Source organism: Paenibacillus sanfengchensis, assembly GCF_036864765.1.
Classification (GTDB): domain Bacteria; phylum Bacillota; class Bacilli; order Paenibacillales; family Paenibacillaceae; genus Fontibacillus; species Fontibacillus sanfengchensis.
Genome location: NZ_JBAGJC010000002.1, coordinates 489,474 through 508,421 on the forward strand (window position 1 = coordinate 489,474; position 18,948 = coordinate 508,421).

The following is an 18,948-nucleotide window of genomic DNA, read 5'->3' on the forward strand; positions in this document are numbered from 1 at the left end:
GCGAACACCCCAATCACTTATGTTGGTCCTGATTACCGTTGATGGCCTTCTCTATGTTCGCCAATCCATCCTCCACGCTTAGCTGTCCGCCAACCATCAACTGAAAGTTGTCGTTGACCTGCTTGAAGAAGAAATCCCGGTCCGCCACCGGACCGATCCATTGGCCGAGCGGCAATACTTCCAGCGAGGTTTTCATGTACGGATTGTTCTTCAGGAATTCCGGATCTTCGGCGATTTCTTTTTTGGCCGGGACGGTAAAAGTGTCCGTATTCCATGCCGAAAGATTCTCCTTCTCCGAAATGAACCGGATGAACTCGAGCGCGGCCTCCTGCTGCTTGCTTTGCTTCGCGATCGCAAGGCCCCAGCCGGATTCGGCGGCAAAGGCGGGCGGATTCTCCGTGAAGGACGGTACAGGGACGTATTCAAAATCGCTGACTTTATAATTGTTCAGTCCGGCGGCAATCGTCCAAGGACCGCGGTAGGTCATGGCCGAGTTCCCGCGGAAAAAATGATCGGAGGTGTCGAGCTCTCCACCGAACGAGGCCAAATCCGCGACTTTGTCGTCGGCCACGAGCGAGACCAAAGCGGACATCGCCTTCCGCGCCTCCGGTGTCCCGAAATGGACATGTCCGTCCTCTCCCCAGAAGCTTGCGCCCTGCTGCAGGATAAGCGACAGGAAAGTAAACGTGATATTGTCCGTCGATACAAAATCGAAGCCCTTGACTTTAATGACATCGCCTTCGCGGACGGTCAGTTTTTTGGCGTAGTCCACAAGCTCCGTCCAGGTGGACGGCGGCTGATCGAAGCCTTGCTCCTTCAGCATTTCCGGGTGAACCAGCATACCGCCGTTTTCAATGTTGTATTCCAGCGGCAGCCCGTACAGCTTGTTATCCCGCAGATACCCGCCAAGAGGCGCGTCATAATACGCCTTTTTCACATTTTCGCTATCGGGGATTTCAGCAAGCAGACTGTTCTTGGAATATTCGGGAACCCAAGTGCCGAACAATTCGGCGATATCGGGCGGTTTTTTCGCGGAGAATGACGCTTTTAGCTTCTGATTGTACACGTCATACGGAAAGGTCTGATACTCGATCGTTACATCGGGGTGTGAGGCCTGATATTTCGAGATTATTTTCTTGTATGCGTTTACAATTCCGTCCTCTTGATGGCTCCAAAAGACCAGGTTGACCTTGCCTTTCGGGTCCGCGGATGTACCCCCGCCGGAAGCGGCGGGGCTTGCACAGCCCACCATAGCGAATACAACGCAAACAACCGCCATAATCAGCATAAATTTGGAAAACCGCATTCGCATATCCTCCCTTATCCTGCAAATTAGCCAGCCTATGAAGGGGAGGTTGCTTGAGGTTAAAGCGCCATCAAATAGAAGCGGCGTGGTCTATAGGTGTATGTACGGCAATCTGCTGCTCCCGGCACGCTTGCTCAAACCATCCCTCCGGTTGCTTGTTCGTAATTACCCCCGTCACCTGATTGAGAGGAGTAATGGTAAACAAAGCGCTCTTCTCCAGCTTGCTTTGATCGAATACAGCATACACTTCGCTGGAACGTTCCATCATCAATTGGGCAATACGGGATTCAAGCTCGGAATGCATCGTAAAGCCATGATTCAGCGATACGCCATCCACCCCGAGAAACATCTTGGTGATGTTGATTTTATCGATCACATTCTCCGCCAGCGGACCGCTTAGCTCGTAGCTTTTGGCCCGCATCACGCCGCCGATCACGACCACCTGGATATCTTCGGCGTCGGCCAGTTCAAAAGCAATATTCACCGCGTTGGTGACAATCGTAATATTCCGGTGTTTCTTCAGCGCTTTCGCAATAAAGAACGTCGTGGTTCCCCCGGTCAGGCAGATGATGTCCCCTTCCTCCACCAGGGCGGCCGCGGCCTCGGCAATCAGCTCCTTATCCTGGCGCTTGAAATCGCGCTTGGCCGCAAAAGGAAGCTCCGCCGCCGATGACATCAGCGCCCCTTCATAGATCGCTCCTCCAGTGGTGCGAATGATGCCCCCCGCTTTTTCCAGCATATCCAGATCGCGCCTTGCGGTCGCTTCCGAGCAGCCGACGGCCTCGATAATCTCCTGCAGCGATATTTTTCCGTGCGTTTTGATCAGTTCCAGCGTTTTCGCTCTGCGCAGCTCACCCTTTGAATATTGCATAAGACTCTCCTTTGAAATATCTGGGACTAGCCCGTGTTAGCTCTATTGTGGAGGATGGAAGGATAGATTGCAATACGCCGAAATGAACCCGCATCCTGTTAAAAAGACCGCGCGACGACCGCTTTGGCCGGGCCCCTTCACAACGCTATAATCTGTACCTGCGGCTCGTATTCCCGGAAAAGACGGGGATCGATGTTTCCCGCTTTATCGGACATCGCGTTTGCCGCGGCCGCCGCGGCGGCGGTACGCAGTCTGGCCACGGCCGAATCGCCGCGTTCTTCCGCGTAAGCCATGCCGGCAACGAAGGCGTCGCCGCAGCCCACGGTATTCACGGGCTGAATGGCCGGCGGCAGCACCAGATACCCCGCTCCATCCAGGATCGCCACGGCTCCTCGGCTGCCCAGCGTGACGCACACCTCGGCAATTCCCTGGTCGGCCAGCATCCGCGCGGCCCGGGTCCATTCGCTCAGCTCCCCCGGTTCGCGCCCCAGCCATCCGGCCAATTCCCGCTCGTTCGGTTTCACAAAATGAGGCGGTGCGCCGAGTCCGGCGCTGAAGGCCGCTCCGCCGGTATCCAGAAATGCCCGCGCGCCAGCGGACCGAACGATGCCGATCAGTTCCGCGTACAAGCTGTCCGGCGATCCCGCGGGCAAGCTGCCGGACAGTACGACCACGCTGGACTGCGAGGCCAGACCGTGCAGCGTTTCCTTGATGGCGGCGATTTGGGGTTCCGTGACGGCCGGTCCTTGCCCGAGCAGTTCGGTGGAGCTTCCGCTCGACTCATCCAGGATGTTGAGGCAGACTCGCGATTCTCCTCCCGGGGCATGGACAAATTCCGTCCGGATGCCTCGTTCGGCCAGGCTGCGTTCAATGAACGCACCATTGGTCCCGGCGATGATGCCGGTGGCCGTGACCTGGCCGCCGAGCTGCCGGATCACCTTGGCGACATTGTTGCCTTTGCCGCCCGGCTCGTCTATTTGCCGGGACACCCGCTGCACCCGGCCCACGCTGAACCGGTCGACGTAACAGGTCCGGTCGATAGCCGCATGGAGCGTGACCGTGGTGATCATCGGGCCACGCCGGCTTTGCCGGCGCATCCGCAGAGCCGCATTTTCTCCATCGCCAGCCGTTTGACTGCTTCCTTCGCCGGAACCATGTATTTGCGCGGATCGTTTTCTTCGGGATGGTCCGTAAATACGCCCTTGATCGCGTCGGAGAACGCGATGCGCAGCTCGGTGGCGATGTTCACCTTGGACATCCCCAGCGCGACCGCCTGATGGATCTGCTCGGCTGGAATACCCGACCCGCCGTGCAGGACGAGAGGAACGGCCACACGATCCGCGATGCGAGCAATCCGCTCGAAATCGATGTTCGGCCGGCCCTTGTAAATGCCGTGAGCGGTTCCGATCGCGGGCGCAAGTGTGGATACTCCGGTAAGTTCAATAAACCGAACGCATTCTTCGGGGTCGGCCAACGACGCTTGCCGCTCATCGACGACAATGTCGTCCTCAACCCCGCCGACCTTGCCTAACTCGGCCTCCACGTTTACGCCTGAAGCCCGGGCGATCTCCATCACTTTGCGGGTTTGGTTCACATTTTCCTCAAAAGGATGCATGGAAGCATCGATCATCACCGAGGTGTAGCCTGCACGTATACACTGGATGATCGTCGGAAAATCGGTGCAGTGGTCCAAGTGCAGCGCAATGGGAAGACCGGACCGGTCCGCCGCGGTCTTGGCCGCACGGGCGATATAATCCGGCCCCAAATGTTTGACGGTGCCCACCGTGGATTGAATAATCAGCGGTGACTCCGTTTCAACCGCCGCTTCCACCACCGCTTGAAGCATCTCCAGGGTGTGCACATTAAAAGCGGCGATAGCGTATTTCTCCCTTCGCGCATCTTTCAGCATTTCAGTAGATGAGATTAGTGGCATACTTATCCCCCTTACGAATTATTCGCTGCAGTACCGGGGATGCAAAATTTTATAGGATAGCTGACCGCAGCAGTTTGAACGATCGTGGCTCCTCCTTCCGCAGGGATTGGAATCGGATGAAACAGATTTAAAAATGTTATGTTTGTGATTATAATAATCGGTAATTATGATTAAATCAATCATTTTATTGAAAAATATCGTAGGTATCTAGGTTAAATGCGTCAAAATTACTGATTTTTTCAATCTTATTATTGATTTTTTGATCTAAACAATTATAGAATTGACGTAAAGTGTCATTATTCCATTTTCAGGAGGTCCCCTTTATGAGTCTGACTTATAGTGAAGTTAAAGACCAGTACAAAGCCTTGCGGCAGACCTACGATTATATGCTGGCCAAACGCGATGAGATTACCGCCTTTGTCCGCGGCCGGCCGATCAGATCCCTTACTTTTGTCGGCTCCGGCTCGAGCTATTGCTTAAGCGAATCAGCCGCTTTCTCCTTCCGGTTGCGGGCAGGCTTGCCCGCCATTTCCTTGGCCGCCGGCGATCTGATGCTTCATTCCTCCCGCTACCGTTCCATGCTGGAGGGCACCTTGGCGATCGCACCCTCCCGCTCCGGCAGCACCAGCGAGGTGGTCGAAGCGCTGCGCCTGGTCCGGGCCGGGGAGTCGGTTCCCGTATTGACGATCTCCTGCGTAGCGGGTTCTCCGCTGTCCGCACAGGCCGATTTCGCCCTGGAACTCCCCTGGGCCTTCGACCATAGTGTCTGCCAGACGCGCACGGTGACCAACCTGTACGCCGCCAACCTCCTGATTGCGGCTTTTCTCGGCAACGATGAAGCCCTGATTGCCGATATGCAAAAGGCCATTCATCAAGGCGAGGCCTACATGGCGCGCGTAGAGGACAACATCCGCCGGACCGCCGGCTTCGCCTGGACGAACGCCGTGGTGCTTGCGGACGGGGAATTGCAGGGTCTGGCGGCTGAAGGCGCGCTCGCCTTGACTGAAATCGCCAAGACGCAAGCGCACTCCCACCATCTCCTCGATGTGCGCCACGGCCCGATGGTCACGGTGGGCCCGGACACGCTTGTGATCGCGGCCTTATCAAGCAGCGGCAGCGATCATCAGCGCAACCTGATGCGCGACATCAAAGACCGGGGAGCCACCGTGATCGCCTTTGCCGATTCGACGGCAGCCGTGCCGCAAGACATCGTTGACCTCGCGGTTGTGGCGGACAGTCCGCTGGACCCCGCGGTGCAAGGCATTCCGTTCATTTTCATTGCGCAAATCGCCGCTTTGACCAGTGCCGAGCGCCATGGCATCAACCCCGACCAGCCGGATGGGCTGGTTGCTTGGGTGAAGCTGTAAAAGAAAACAGGGCTCCCTTGAGCGGGAAGCCCTGTTCTCTTATGTTCCGCAAAATGTCCGGTATGGCCGACCGGAAGGATCCGGCAGGCCGCAGTATTCTTCCTGCTCCGGCCCGTAATCGTAAGGCTTGGCCAGCACGGCCAAAAGCCGCTCCATTACGCCGGTATCCCCGCGTTCCACGGCCGCCTCCAGCGCCTCCTCCACCCGGTGATTGCGCGGAATCACCGCCGGATTGCTGCGGCGCATCAGCGCCTGCGCGGCCTCGGCGCTCTCCTCCTGGCGGCCCTGTCTCGCTTGCCACTCCTTCCGCCAGGCCGCAAATTCGTCTGCGCTCTCAAGCGCGGCCTCCGTCGGCCGATCCAGGCTCAGCGCCCGGAAGGTGTTGGTGTAGTCGGCACGGGTCTTGTACATCACGCCCAGCAGACGCTTGATCAAAGGCACATCCTCCGGCTCCTCATTGAAGAGCCCCAGTTTGGCCCGCATGCCGCCCAACCAATGATGGTGGAACCGCTCGGCAAAATCGCCCAAGGCCGTTTCCGCCAGTTTGACCGCCTGCTCCTCGTCCTCATGCAGGAGCGGCAGCAGCGCCTCGGCAAACCGCGCGAGATTCCAGGCGGCGATTTCCGGCTGGTTGCCGTAGGCATAGCGGCCGTGCCTATCGATGGAGCTGAACACCGTGGCCGGATCATAGGCGTCCATGAAGGCGCAGGGTCCATAGTCGATGGTTTCGCCGCTAAGCGCCATATTGTCCGTGTTCATGACGCCGTGGATAAAGCCCACGAGCTGCCACTTGGCGATCAGCGAAGCCTGCCGCTCGATCACCTCCCGGAGCAGGGAGAGATAGCGGTTCTCGCCCGGGTCAGCCTCCGAAAAATGCCTTTCCCAAGTGTAATCCGCCAGCGCCCGAAGCTCCTCAGCCTCGCCCCAATGGGCCGCGTATTGAAAGGTCCCCACCCGCAGGTGACTCGAAGCCACGCGGGTCAAAATCGCGCCGGGCAATCCGGTTTCCCGGTGCACGGTTTCACCCGTTGTAACGACCGCCAGGCTGCGCGTCGTCGGAATGCCCAGCGCGTGCATGGCTTCGCTGATGATGTATTCGCGCAGCATCGGTCCGAGCGCCGCCCGGCCGTCCCCTTGCCGGGAATAGGGGGTCCGGCCCGGGCCCTTCAGTTGGACGTCAAACCGCGTGCCCTGCGGCGTCCTCTGTTCGCCCAACAGGATGGCCCGCCCGTCGCCCAGCTTGGTAAAATGCCCGAATTGGTGCCCGGCATAAGCTTGAGCCAGCGGCGCGGCCCCTTCGGGCAGTTCGTTGCCGGCCAATACCGCCAAACCCCGATCATTTTTCAGCGCTTGAATATCCAGCCCCAGGGCAGCGGCCAACGGCTCATTCAGAACGACCAGCTTCGGCAAGCGGACAGGCGTCGGGGTTACCTTGGAATAAAAAACCTCCGGTAACCGCGCGTAACTGTTATCGAAATTCCATCCGGGTTCCGGAATTGCGTTATGTTCTCTCATCGGATCTCCTTTCGGTTGTTATGATGGTAACGATAAACCAGGGCATTTTCTTGTATTGTTCGCTCGTATCCAATTATTATCCGAGAGGTTAAAAGATGTTGGCGACATACGCTGCAGAGGGCGGTGGGGCCAAATTAACGGGAATTCCTCCCGTTAATTAGGTACGTATACGGCTGCAGCGGAAAATTAACTGGAAAACATCCTGCTAATTCACCTGAAATCGGGTATATCGGCGATTAGGGCCACAATATAGATGGAGTTTTTCCAGCTAAATCGGGTCCAAGGGACCATAGCGGAAAATTAACGGGAGGTTTTCCCGTTAATTGCAGCCACTGATTCTAACTACTTCGTTCGCTTCTGTACGCCTCTATCATCCTCTTGTTCTTCTCATCGATCCGAAGCGGAATCCCTTGGCAGTTAATCACGATGCCGCTCATGGTTTCCGACAACGCCAAAAGGTCCTCATAACCCGCGACATTGCTGCTCCAGATCTCTTTATCGTACACCTTTTCAAACTCGGCCCAATCCGTAAAGGCCGGCAGCCAAATAGTATCACCCTCCCCTCCCAGTACGCCAAACTGAAGGGTGGCTCCTGCCCCGATCGTCTTTTTGCCGTGTTCGTCGGGCGGTGACGGGTTTGGCTCGATCAGTTGCATGGGCAGTAAGTACCTGGCCTGAATCAGTTGCTCCAGCATTTCGGTCTCCAGGGTCTGGAGAAGCGATCTTTTTCTATCCTGGTCAGGGTCTTGGATGGACATCGTTTGAAAAAATCGGATCAGCGCCCGCTGCAGCCCAGGATTGCTTACGGGAATGTTGATCTCCGGTACCCCGCTCCAATCCGGCGGCGGCAGAAGCTCGTCCCGTTCGATCTCGACATGGTATTGTCCATTATCGAGCAGAATCCTGGGCAGACCCAGCGTATGCAACTCCGCGATTTTCGGGAGAATGTTCTCCTGGTCCACCTTTTGCATATCCAGCATCAGCAACTGCTGCATAAAATAATCCCGCGCATTCGCAGCGTACGCTTCCCTGGAAAATATCCAGACCCGGTCGTCGGCGTCGAGGTAGGGGTAATTGGTGTTTTTTTCGTAGGCTATGTATAACGTTTCGGCTTCCTTGATCTTCTCCAGAAGCACGTTGTGAAACTCCTTAATCCGCTCATCCAGATAAACGTTCGGAAAAACCTCCTCCACCTTAAAATACTTGGCGGAATGAATCAAAAAAATCAGCTCCTGGATCTCCAGGGCCTCGTATTCCTCCGCGGATACCTGCGGACTAAAGATAAACTTCCGGCCGATTTCGTCCTTGCGCTGCTCGTTCATTGCCCCGCTCCTCTCGTAGGTTTTGCCTTACTATAGCGATGCTTGAAACTTGCCATATATGAACCGGGAAGGACTAAACTTAAGTCAATTTGCGAAACAAACCGGCGTTAATGTCGGATCCCTTAGTTACATTTTAAACGGAAATCGAACCTTGAGTATAGAGCAGCTAGACCTTATTACGGAAGCTATGGGGTTAACTAGAGGGTATTTTTATGACCAGTATTTTGAGGAAGTCTTGGTGGAGTCCGTTCCGAACTGGCGTAAAATCAGGCCATTTCTCTACGGCTGCGCGGAGCCATCCAGTTCGAATTATTCGTATACCAGTCGATGAGTATAATCAGTCGGATTCGCTAAAAGAGTTGGCCAATGTCTATCGTTCGTTGCATCGATGGGATAAGGTGAAGGAAATATCCGGGAAGCTGAGGGAAAGTGTACTATCAAGCCATAACCCTTTGAAAAGAAATTGTGTGGAGGGGGCTGCCAACTCCCTCCTACTTCATTAAAGATCTCTATCAAGCGCTACTGCACGGTTTTGTCTGCATCTAGTGCCGTATATTCATTTCCTGTAATCCTCTTATACTCTTCTGTCGTGATCTCTCCAAATGGGTTTAGTTCAGTCTTAACCGCACCTTTTAGCGCCTCTGCCGTAATCCAATTATTTTCAAAAGCGAGTGTCCAAAATTTCAAGCTTGTTCAACTCCCCTCAATTTAATAATGTCGAGTTTCGCCGCAGCCAGTTCCGTGCCCAAAGCGCTGATTGTTTGTTGCTGCTGAATATTTTGCAGCTTCATTGACGTTAACTCTGCCCCCAGCAAATCGGTAGCGCTCGGTTCCTGTGGATTTGGCCGAGTCCGCTCCTCAATCTCTTCCGGAGTCAATCCCTCCCCCCATAAAGTCGGCGGCTCTGGCGCCACATATACCGGAGGCTCTCCGCGCTCGTCCTCCGACTGCACGGACCATTCGTTATAGGCTACCTTATATGCTTCCTCGGCTGCGAACAACTCGTCCTGATATGCCTCCCACGCTTCCAAGTCGAAACGAGGACGGAACAGGCCCGGAGTTACCGGAATCCCGACCGTGTATCCGACATGAATGGGTTCCGGCGTTTTATCTGTGTCTTCCGCGTCCGGCGTGATATAAAAAGGGACAACGCCCGAAAAGGCGTCGTCCGCGATTACGTCCTCGATAAAGAGGCCATTCGTGTCTATTTTAGGAGCTGTTTTCATGTGCTTCCTCCTTTAGTATTCTGCCAAAAATGTTATATTAGAACAGTCTACGTATTCATTTCCCCCCAAACCATACAACATAACGCTCCCGTCCGAACCTAATACCAATTCCCCTATGCCAGAATTTGATGCCGCCGAATATAGAATAGGTATAGTCGTCGTCCGAAGGGTACGGTAGCCCGCAGGAAGCCTAAATAACACCACACCATTAGAAGTAAGTCCACCCGTTACACGTCCGGTTAGTTGGACTCGTCTGCCTACTTTCGTAAATAATAAGGGTTCGCTTACCATATTATTCCACCCATTAAGAAGTGTAGGGGTAATCCAGACGAGAGGCACATCCTTCTCGGCCTTTTTTTGCTCGACGACAGAAACGCGCTGTAACGCCTCGGCGACGTCTGCCGTTAAATCGACCAACTGCGCCTTTTCCGTCGCTGCCACGGATCCAGAAATAGGCTGAACCGGGGACCTGTCGAGCTTGATATATGTGACGGAGTATACTACAGATGGATCAAATAATCCCTTTGCAAGAACGGCAATAGCCCCTCCGCGCCCGTATGAACTGTTTGAAGCTGTCTCCCATCCATAGTCGTTTTGGGAGTCTTTATAAATCGACAAAATCCTATTTGTTGCGTATCTCAGCCACGAAATTGAAGCGCCTGCATCATTTATCTTGTAGGTGTCGATAAAATTAGGATTGGCCTTTTCCCTCAACACAATCCCCGTTCCGACTTCGGTAAGGTTATTGCCCTCATGCAGCGAAAGCGCGCCCTCGGAAGAGACAGGCTCGACGGAATCCTTTGCGAGACGGTATAAGAGCTGATACGGCGTCCAGAGCGAATTTATCACGGTCGAGGGCAGAGTATAGCCATAGTCACCGGATCCGCGTTCAAAAACGCCAATCTGCGAAGAAGTAACAGGAGTCCCTATTCCAACGTAGCGCTTAAGCCAGCCCTTTGTACCCGACCCATTATACTGCTCAAAGGTTGTATTCCAAGTTTCCTGAGAAGCCATAACCCATCCGTTAAAATACGCTTTGATCTCGTCCGACGTCGGTATATACGCTGATCTGTAAGTTATGACGATGTTATTCGTTCCGGCTGCTGGTGCCGTAGTAAACGTCAGGACGTGACTGGTGTACGTATAAGCTGTTGTCGGCGATCCGTTGACTGATACAAAAAAAGTAGACGGCATAAGCGCCAACCCGTTTGGCGGCGTAAGCGTGAATGCCTTTTTCGCCCCGTCACCGCTGAAGGTTTCCGTTTTCGATAGTTCGCCCCATCCGCTATCTTTATTAAGAACGGCAACTAGGAAAGACCCTCCATTAAAATTCAAGTCATTCCAGAAAGCTCCTTCGTCCCCGATTTCGCTTATCCATGGCAACCTAGCCCCGTTATATTTGGTTACGAATTTATTATTAGGGGAACTGTCGGTAAATCCTGATATCCTCCCCCCGGAAATCCTGACTACCTTATACCCGGATTCGGCGGTATGGTACTCCCACGGTAGCAACCCGTCCAATACGACTTTTTTCCATTTCGCCAGCTTGAAATATTGTCCCTCTTTCTCGAACAATACGTCGGGATTACTGCCATCGATGGGGTTCGAGTTTAACTCCGTTTGCAGGGCAAGCATCGTGTCCCGGCGCGGTTTGAATGGTTTTGGCGTGATTCCAAGGTTCAGCATCGGCTCCGTAGTTCGATAAACGCCCGGAGAGGTCCCCACGTTGCCCGTCCCGGTAGGGGCTTGTGTCGCGTTGCTAACAATAATACTCAGTTTTTTACAGTTAGATGGGATTGTGAATGTTTTGCTGGAAACAGTGTTTCCCGTAAATGCCAGAATTGTTACACTGTTAAGATCAACAGCCCGCACATTTGCTCCCGTAATCGTGTAGGATTGTCCCGGCAAAACGTCGAGGTTATATTGCAAATACTCCTGAGTTGTCCCTGCTGCGTTTATTGTTACGTCATAAGGACCATCAATCGCTACATTTCCGCCTTTTTCGGGCCATTCAGGAAACGGAGGTAGCAAGTTTTCACCGTATCTGACAACGTAAGGGCTATCGACGCCGATTATTCCGGACGGAACGAACGGATATTTTATCGCGATCTGCTCAGCTGTCATTCCGTTCAAACTGTCATACTCACTCGCCGAAATTTCGTATATTCTCAGCGCGTCGACGTTCCCTGTTGAGCCCTGTGATCCTACAATAACAGCCCCAAAATACACGGTTCCAGACTCGGAAAAGGCGTTTTGTGGAACCTTGAAGAACAGGGTTTTAAACTTGTCTCCTGTCGAGGATAGAATCACTTCTGATGCCCGCTCAGTCTCGGGCCTCTCCGACTCAATCATACGGATCCTGGCTTGTACTCCGCTAGGTACTTTTACCTCACCGACAGCAACATAAAATTTACTGGGTTGATAACGAATTATTTGATTAAGGTCGACGTAAGGGTCCCCCGTCAGCAAATTTCCTTTAATACTCGCGGATCCCTCGACCTTATTTGTTGTGTCTATTGTAAACCGCCCAGTGTCGGGCCATCCTTGAAGCGAGTCGCAACTCCCGGAATTCCCCAATACATTAATCAACGTCCGCCCCTTAATCTCACCCAGCCGGAACCGCGCATCCTTAGCTGCATTGATCACCTGTAGGCCGGGCTGGAGTGTAACCGGATCGATATCAGCGGTGTCCAGGCGATCCTTCAATTCGGTGTGCAGTTGATTGATTTCCTGTCCGATCTGGTTCATATCCTCGGCTTTGACAACATCACTATTCTTCCAATCCATTTTAGCCATCGTTTAGTTTCCCTCCTTTACCTCAATGGTTTGGAGCATCAAATGGTCGGCCGCAATCGGTATGTTGACGACATTGCTGCTCAAAACGGTATCCGCTGCGTCCTTGAGTTCAATTAAGGTGACCAGGGGGATTTCTGCAACCGGAATGATGTAATTCAATACCAGTACTTTATCCGTCACCGATTTAACTTCAAAATCCGTAATCGCATAGGTCCCGTTGAGGACCACTTTGGCCACCCGGCCATTAACATACTCGGCAACGTCATGTAGGATGCCTTCAGCTATCATTTTATTGGCACCTCCGTACCATAATGGAGAAACGGCTTTTCTCCCAGCTTCCAGGAGCCGTCTAATGTATAATTCCATCTCATTTCCCGCATACTGATGTGCTCTTCAAGTTCGATTGCACCCGTTAGCGCCGTGTTTTGCTGGTACACCAGGTTAGCGGGCTTGACCGTCTCGATCGTCCGGTGTACCTCTTTAAATACGTTGGCATTGTCGATGCTGGCCGTCACAGTTAGCACACTGTCGGCATAATTCACCGACGCGACCGTCATTCCCTGACCAACCAGCATGTCGAGCTGCCGCTGCAAATACCTGATCGTAAATGGAGGCTTGGTTTGGTAACGATTCAGCAGGCGACGACGCCTGAAATCCATCGTCTCCGCCGCCGGGTCCGCCTGGATCCCGAGCATTTGCTCCCGCCGCTTGATGGCCTGCAGGCCGGACGTCTCGATAAACTGGTCATCGAAGAGCTGATCGATTGCCCCTTGCATCAGGTGGAGCTCAACGGTCTCGGTGTCGGCCAACTCGGTAAAGTCCTCGATTCCCAAGTAAAAGGCTGGCAGATGGATCAAAATCCGATCCTCAGGCATGGATCTTCACCGTCCCCGGCAGCGGCACTTCGTCGGAACCCAATGAAAGGTTGGCCGGTGACCCGTCAATCGTCGTTCCGGTGACGTCCTCGATCCCCGACACAGTCAAGATGCGGGCATCGATCTGCGCCGTCCGAACGATCAATGGGTTCTGACCGGCCCAGTCCTTTCGGAGTTCCAAAAGATAGGATGCCACCACGGACTCCACATCTGCCTGTACCTGCCCAGGCGTCACCCCGGGGGCAAGCGTCAACGTCGTCTCGATGTTAATTGTATGGCCGCCCACACCCGCAATGGTGACTTTATGGTCGATCGGTGCCTGACCATACCCTTGGCCGGTGTTGCCCGTCGGATCTATGATCGTCTGTACTTCACCGACCAGGGTTTGCGAGGGTGGCGTCCAGTCCGCGGCGATGATCGTACACTTGACCGTTCCCCCACCCTGCCACACCGGATACACCTTGGTGGCACCCACGCCGGGGATGGCATTGATCCGCTGCTTGTAGTCGGCGACATTGCCGCCAAAAGCAGGCTCATTGACGGCAACATAAAAACGCTGCCGCAGCTCATCGTCCGGTTCTTCGTCCTCGCCCGGAACAAGTACCTCAGCCAGCACAGCACGGGAAAGATTCGCCACGTAATCGATCGGCAGCAGTGCGCCAAACTGCCCATTACCGATGGTTCCCGGCGTCTCGCAAACCAATTTATACATGCCGGTGCCGATTCTCTCCTTGACGACAAAGGTCAACTCTCCGATCGCATACCGGCCGCCCAGCGGCACATCCACCGGCGCGTTGCTCTCGCCGTAGAACAGCCCCTTGCGCTCGGCCGGCGTCGCCCCGGCCCGATTGACGCCGAATTCCGCGGTCCTCCGGGTCAAATACTCACCGGAGGCGGTGTCCACGAAGGACAGATTATAGTCGATGTCCAGCTCGATATACATTTGCGCCAGCTCGGCCGCCGCCGGTGCGCAGGCGTCATAAATGACGCTGCCCTCCCTTTTGTCGATCGTATCCGGCACCCGGGAGAGCATCCGCTGTAATATGAAATCAAATGTCATATGCTCATACATTTCGGTTCACCTCCTGCTCAAAACTCCCGTAAACCGTTGCCACCGTAAAGCGGATGGTGATTTGGTCTTCTTTCATCTCGGCCTGCACATTTTCAACCGAGTCAATCCGATCATCCGCTAAGAGAGCCTCCGTAATCATCCGGGTCGCTTCGGATTGAACAAATGCCGGACTGCTGCCGAGCAGCAGCGTGAGCTCGTGGCCGTAGTCGGAAGAGTAAATGTCATACCCAAACCGGTCTGTCTGAAAAACCTTATAAATCGCCTGTTTGATGGCATCCAGGCCGTCCGTTTTACCAACGACGCGTCCTTTAGCCAGGTCAAATTTCCAGGTCAGGGAGGGCAGCGGCTCCTCGTCCAGCCTTTCGTCCAACAGACTCCGGTCCGTTTCCGGAATCATGACGCGCTCACCACCCTATCCAAAATCACATACTGCTGCCCGCCCTGCACCCGGAGCAGTAGCAGCTTGTCCCCTGCCTCAAGACCGCGGCGGATAACGATCGGCTTTACCGGCAGCGCCGGCTTGGTCTGTTTCGTAGCGCTGCCCGAGCCGCTGTCGTCGGTATACTCGTGGCTGTGGTTCAAATTGATTTCAAAATGAACCAGCGACTCCGGGAGAAGCAAAAAATCCGCCGGAAGCGTGAATCGTTGATCCACGAGCACTTCCAGCGGATTTGTCTTAGTAACTTCCCCGAACATCACCGCGGCGGGATTGCCGGCATTTACGGCGTCCGTCGCGGCTTTTTTCAATGTGCCTAGTAAATTCGCCATTCACACCACCCTCAAATCCAGTGTCATTGTGTGCGCGGCGCCGTCAAAATCGTGAGCACACTCGTCCACCATCAGAGCCTGATCCACCCCGTATTCGGAGATGACGATCCGGACGCGAATGCCGGCCCTGACCCGGATATCCCCTAAAGCGTTTACCTTAAGCGACTTGGTTTCACGGTTTTTCATCATGGACAAGTTGTTCAGAAGCTCCTGGATCTGCGCCGCGTTCTTTTTTTCATCCACCGACTGGTAGAGCTGCAGCAGCCCCCACCGCTTGATATTGACGCTGTCCTTGGCCAGGTATATCTCGCGTTTGCCGGTCTCCTTATTGTCCTTGTACAGCTTAATCTGGTTATACGTGTCGCTGTCGATGGAGCGCTTGACCTCATAGTCATACATCAGCCTGCCGTCACCGACAGTCAGATCCAGACCGGTATCGGTTACCTCACGCAAACACAACGCACCGAAATCATCGTACAGGCAGTAATCGCGGCCGGTGTTTTCGTAAGTGAGCGTAATCGCCTTGCAGATGATATCCAGCAGCTTTTGCCCGTCCTCGCTCATCTGAATCTTATGTCGGGTATCAGCTACATCACCAAGCTTGAGGTTAAAATCTTTCGCAATCCGCCGGAGCACCTCGGTAGCGGTTACCCCCGTAAACACGTAGGTGTCGGTATTCATAAGATACCGGATCTGGTCATACGCCGTAATCTGAACGGCTTCATCCCGGCCCTCGTCAATGCTGAAAATATATCCATGGAATACATTCGTGTCATCGACCCGGACCCGTACGATATCCCCGTTATTGTAGGTAAAATGGGACGATTGAAAAGGAGAGCCCTTGATCAAGTTAAACGAGACACTGCCCGCCTTGCCAATCCGGGACGTCTTCCAGGACAGCCCCTCCACGATTTCACTAATGTCCCATTCGGCGTCCGCACCGCCCCCCTGGCGATTGATGATTTTCACAGCCAAGGTCATGGCAGCTTCAGCACCTTTCCGACCGGCAGCCGCTTGAGGTCCGCATCCTTGATGCCGTTAAGCTTCTGGATCTCTTTCCAGCGCCCTCCGTTCCCGAGCTTCATTTGCGCCACCTTCCAAAGGCTGTCGCCCGGGGCCATCTTATAGGTTTTCGGCTGCTGCTTATCGTTTGGCCGGGCCCCGGTTGTCTTTTTCTGGACTTTAGCTCCGCCGTTTTTGGTCTCGCGTCCGATTTTCCGCGCGGCATAAAACACATATTTTTTAAGCTTGATGTCATACTCAATGTCGCCGCCGCTGCCCGCCACCTCTTTCCAAGTGAAGGACTCGATGCTGGCGGCGGTATTAATTTCATAAGTGTCACTGGTGAAAATAAACCGGATCGGCAGCTTGGCAACCATCCACTTTTCGATCATCTTGATATATTCAACCGGGTGCATTAGTTCCTCCGTCGTCACAAACCGATACCGTCGGGCCGGAAATAAGCCGCTGAAGCTGTATTCCGTCAACTCCCGGTCCTTGATCACATTGATCTGGCCCAACCCTACCACATCAAACGTTTTGCCCTGCCCCGACTCACTGACGTTGATTTCGGAAGGGTTGACCGGTAGCCTTAACACCTCTGCCCTGTTGTTGAAACTTAACTCAACGCCATATACTGGCACCATCCATCCCTCCTATCAACCATACACAGCATCCACCGACGAGGCGATATCCCGCTCAAGCTTTTCGGAAATATGCGCGATGATCGTATTGATGTCACTCTGCTGGCGGACATGGGTATCGCCGAAACTGATCGACGGCTGCAGGGTAACGAAATTTTGAATATTCTTCATTTCTGCGAGCTCCCGCATCATTTTTAAATCCTCCGAGGAAATGTCCACGGTTTCATTAATGCGGTCCACACTGCCGACGTTTCCGACACTGCCGATATTGGCGGTATTGGCGGGGTTCCCAACTCCTAGTCCAGATCCCGGCACCATCCCCCCGGTACCCATGGGGTTTTTGTCCTTGGATGGATCCTTGCCGAAACCGGATTTGCCGAAGTTGTTCAGTTTATTTGCGAACTTATCGTAAGACTCCGACCCCAGCTTACGGCCTTCATCGACAGCCCCGGAGGTGTCCTTAAGCTGCATACGGTCGAAACTGACGACATTATCCGGCATTTCCGGCGCTTTATAACTGTCCAATGCGCTTTTTAGGCCGTCACTAAGGATATGAAGATTAAGGTCATCTTCAGAAAGGAGTTCTTTCTTCTTGAAGTCAGTGCCTAACAAGTTGTTAATGCCGTCGATCAGCCAATTGATATGCTTTAATCCGCCATTAACCATTTTAAGAATCATACCTACAAAACCACTGGCAAAGTCCTCCGCGGACCTAAGCATATCGTACATATACCCGCCGAACGTCATCACCAGGTCATAAATCAGCTTTTTGATCGCATACACCGGATTGATGAACAAGTTGATCATAAACTCCGCAAAACTGAGGAACAAATTGTAAGCCGTGGCGACCAAGTTGTACAAAGTCGCGAACAACCCGTAAAACAGCCCGACGACAAACCCCACAATCTCTTGGCCGGAAACTCCAAAGCTCATCAGCAAACCGATGAGCAGCCCGATCCCTGCGGCAATAAGCAGCAGCGGCCAGTAAACCCCGAGCCAGGCTATGGCCTGGGCCACAACAGGAGCGATCATGCCCCAGAGCAGCGCGGTCATTAGTACCAAAGCCGCCCCTATGCCGAACAGCATCATGCTGGCTGAGCCTCCCCCGGAGTTGAGCAGCTCAAGAAACGACGATACTGCGCCGACAACTCCGCTCAAAAAGGTCCCAACCATGCTTAAACCCGTTCCAAAACCGCTGATAAAGTTTGTAACCGCCTCGCCGTTCAAAGCTTCAAGGAGCGTGTCAAACATCGGGCCAAGCGCGTTGATTCCTTCCCGTCCCACCGAACCGAGCTGAAAGTTAAAGGTGTCCACCACCCGCTTCCATTTCACGGCCGGCGTGTCCATCATCGTTTCAAAGGCCGCCTTCGTCATGTTCTGCTTATTCAGCAATTGGTCCATCGCTGCGATCATTCCGTTGACGTCACCCTGCTTGACTGCCGATTTGATTGCGCCTTGATTCACCGCGGTTTCGGGAATGTTGTAATCCGAGCTCAGGGCTTTCGTGTCGCCGGACAGCATTTGCGAAATTGCGCCGGTAGCCCCCTCAAGTCCTTTCCCGGGATTTAACTGCGAGAGCCGCATGGCCAGCATATTCAGCTTCTCCAATTGCCCCGGATCGGTCGTTTTGGCCATAAACCGCTGGGTACCCGCCAAGGCGGCGTTGACATCCTGCCCATAATTCAACGCTTGCGCGGCCGTCTGATCGAAAATTTGCTTCCCTGCCGCCGAGCCCCCCGCACGAGTCGAAATTTGGTCCAGGGCGGTTTGCTGCTGTGCTCCGATATTTAAGAAACGCTCCAGATGCGGCTTGCCGGCATCCGCGATCTTTTTTACGTCAATCTTTTTGAGGGCCGTGACAAAAGTGCTCGCCTTCTTGGCCGATTTGTCAGTCGCTTGGTTGAGCTTTTCTTGGGCTTTCGCCAACTCCCCGACTTCTTTCCGGACCTGGGTTACGACTGTCATCGTTCTTTGGACGGTTTCAGTATAGAACAGCATGGCCATTGCATTGTTTTGCGCTGCTCTTTCCGAGGCATTCAAAACGGTCACCGACTGTTCAAGCGGCTGTATCACCTGAGGAAGCATCCGGCCCGCGTTATCATAAGCTTTCAGCATTAAGGTCGCATCTGCCAAGTCTTCACCTTCTTTCCGGGCAGGAGGTTCATTTCTTCTTCACCGCTTTCTTCTCCGACTTGATGATCTCCTGAATCATCGCGATGAGCGCGGCTTTTTGTCTGACGTTCAGCGCGGCGAA

19 protein-coding genes are annotated in these 18,948 nt (G+C 53.9%); 2 read left to right on the forward strand and 17 right to left on the reverse strand.

What is annotated here, in order from left to right; genetic code table 11:
• Positions 1-13 precede the first annotated feature (13 nt).
• The 4 genes from V4U84_RS05560 to fba form a co-directional block, all read right to left on the reverse strand.
• Positions 14-1,306, reverse strand: coding sequence for an ABC transporter substrate-binding protein (locus tag V4U84_RS05560; RefSeq protein ID WP_334076881.1), 1,293 nt, complete (start codon positions 1,304-1,306; stop codon positions 14-16).
• A gap of 70 nt (positions 1,307-1,376) precedes the next feature.
• The gene (locus V4U84_RS05565; protein WP_334076882.1) at positions 1,377-2,177 is read right to left on the reverse strand and encodes a DeoR/GlpR family DNA-binding transcription regulator; all 801 of its coding nucleotides are present in this window, start codon (positions 2,175-2,177) and stop codon (positions 1,377-1,379) included.
• A 137-nt stretch (positions 2,178-2,314) separates the two neighbouring features.
• On the reverse strand, positions 2,315-3,274 hold the full coding sequence (locus V4U84_RS05570) for a 1-phosphofructokinase family hexose kinase (protein ID WP_334076883.1): 960 nt from the start codon (positions 3,272-3,274) through the stop codon (positions 2,315-2,317).
• On the reverse strand, positions 3,244-4,110 hold the full coding sequence (fba, locus tag V4U84_RS05575; protein ID WP_334076884.1) for a class II fructose-1,6-bisphosphate aldolase: 867 nt from the start codon (positions 4,108-4,110) through the stop codon (positions 3,244-3,246). Before fba ends, V4U84_RS05570 begins: the two co-directional genes overlap by 31 nt.
• A gap of 323 nt (positions 4,111-4,433) precedes the next feature.
• On the opposite strand from fba, the gene V4U84_RS05580 reads away from it, so the two are divergent.
• A complete protein-coding gene (locus tag V4U84_RS05580; protein ID WP_334072471.1) occupies positions 4,434-5,477 on the forward strand; it encodes an SIS domain-containing protein in 1,044 nt (347 codons plus the stop codon).
• A gap of 39 nt (positions 5,478-5,516) precedes the next feature.
• On the opposite strand, the gene V4U84_RS05585 is transcribed toward V4U84_RS05580, so the two are convergent.
• The gene (locus tag V4U84_RS05585) at positions 5,517-6,992 is read right to left on the reverse strand and encodes a protein adenylyltransferase SelO (RefSeq protein WP_334072472.1); all 1,476 of its coding nucleotides are present in this window, start codon (positions 6,990-6,992) and stop codon (positions 5,517-5,519) included.
• Between the two features lie 338 nt (positions 6,993-7,330).
• Positions 7,331-8,314, reverse strand: coding sequence for an SseB family protein (locus V4U84_RS05590; protein WP_334072473.1), 984 nt, complete (start codon positions 8,312-8,314; stop codon positions 7,331-7,333).
• A 58-nt stretch (positions 8,315-8,372) separates the two neighbouring features.
• On the opposite strand from V4U84_RS05590, the gene V4U84_RS26900 reads away from it, so the two are divergent.
• On the forward strand, positions 8,373-8,645 hold the full coding sequence (locus tag V4U84_RS26900) for a helix-turn-helix domain-containing protein (RefSeq protein ID WP_416367213.1): 273 nt from the start codon (positions 8,373-8,375) through the stop codon (positions 8,643-8,645).
• 188 nt (positions 8,646-8,833) lie between these two features.
• On the opposite strand, the gene V4U84_RS05595 is transcribed toward V4U84_RS26900, so the two are convergent.
• From V4U84_RS05595 to V4U84_RS05645, 11 genes are read right to left on the reverse strand one after another with little or no spacing between them, the layout of a single operon-like run.
• Positions 8,834-9,001, reverse strand: a complete 168-nt coding sequence (locus V4U84_RS05595; RefSeq protein ID WP_334072474.1) for an XkdX family protein — start codon at positions 8,999-9,001, stop codon at positions 8,834-8,836.
• On the reverse strand, positions 8,998-9,540 hold the full coding sequence (locus V4U84_RS05600; protein WP_334072475.1) for a hypothetical protein: 543 nt from the start codon (positions 9,538-9,540) through the stop codon (positions 8,998-9,000). The genes V4U84_RS05595 and V4U84_RS05600 overlap by 4 nt, the downstream gene beginning before the upstream one ends.
• A 12-nt stretch (positions 9,541-9,552) precedes the next feature.
• Entirely contained in the window at positions 9,553-12,336 is a 2,784-nt protein-coding gene (locus tag V4U84_RS05605) for a hypothetical protein (protein ID WP_334072476.1), read from the reverse strand.
• A gap of 3 nt (positions 12,337-12,339) precedes the next feature.
• Positions 12,340-12,624 carry a ketopantoate hydroxymethyltransferase gene (locus V4U84_RS05610; protein ID WP_334072477.1) on the reverse strand — a complete coding sequence of 95 codons (285 nt, stop codon included), beginning with the start codon at positions 12,622-12,624 and terminating at the stop codon, positions 12,340-12,342.
• On the reverse strand, positions 12,621-13,211 hold the full coding sequence (locus tag V4U84_RS05615) for a putative phage tail protein (protein ID WP_334072478.1): 591 nt from the start codon (positions 13,209-13,211) through the stop codon (positions 12,621-12,623). Before V4U84_RS05615 ends, V4U84_RS05610 begins: the two co-directional genes overlap by 4 nt.
• Entirely contained in the window at positions 13,204-14,283 is a 1,080-nt protein-coding gene (locus V4U84_RS05620; RefSeq protein WP_334072479.1) for a baseplate J/gp47 family protein, read from the reverse strand. The genes V4U84_RS05615 and V4U84_RS05620 overlap by 8 nt, the downstream gene beginning before the upstream one ends.
• Entirely contained in the window at positions 14,276-14,680 is a 405-nt protein-coding gene (locus V4U84_RS05625; protein WP_334072480.1) for a DUF2634 domain-containing protein, read from the reverse strand. Before V4U84_RS05625 ends, V4U84_RS05620 begins: the two co-directional genes overlap by 8 nt.
• A complete protein-coding gene (locus V4U84_RS05630) occupies positions 14,677-15,051 on the reverse strand; it encodes a DUF2577 domain-containing protein (protein ID WP_334072481.1) in 375 nt (124 codons plus the stop codon). The genes V4U84_RS05625 and V4U84_RS05630 overlap by 4 nt, the downstream gene beginning before the upstream one ends.
• Complete coding sequence (locus V4U84_RS05635) at positions 15,052-16,032, reverse strand: XkdQ/YqbQ family protein (RefSeq protein WP_334072482.1); 981 nt, start codon at positions 16,030-16,032, stop codon at positions 15,052-15,054.
• Positions 16,029-16,697 (reverse strand): LysM peptidoglycan-binding domain-containing protein, encoded by a 669-nt coding sequence (locus V4U84_RS05640; protein ID WP_334072483.1) that lies wholly within the window; start codon positions 16,695-16,697, stop codon positions 16,029-16,031. The genes V4U84_RS05635 and V4U84_RS05640 overlap by 4 nt, the downstream gene beginning before the upstream one ends.
• Before the next feature lie 12 nt (positions 16,698-16,709).
• Positions 16,710-18,827 carry a phage tail family protein gene (locus tag V4U84_RS05645; protein ID WP_334072484.1) on the reverse strand — a complete coding sequence of 706 codons (2,118 nt, stop codon included), beginning with the start codon at positions 18,825-18,827 and terminating at the stop codon, positions 16,710-16,712.
• Positions 18,828-18,948: the final 121 nt, after the last annotated feature.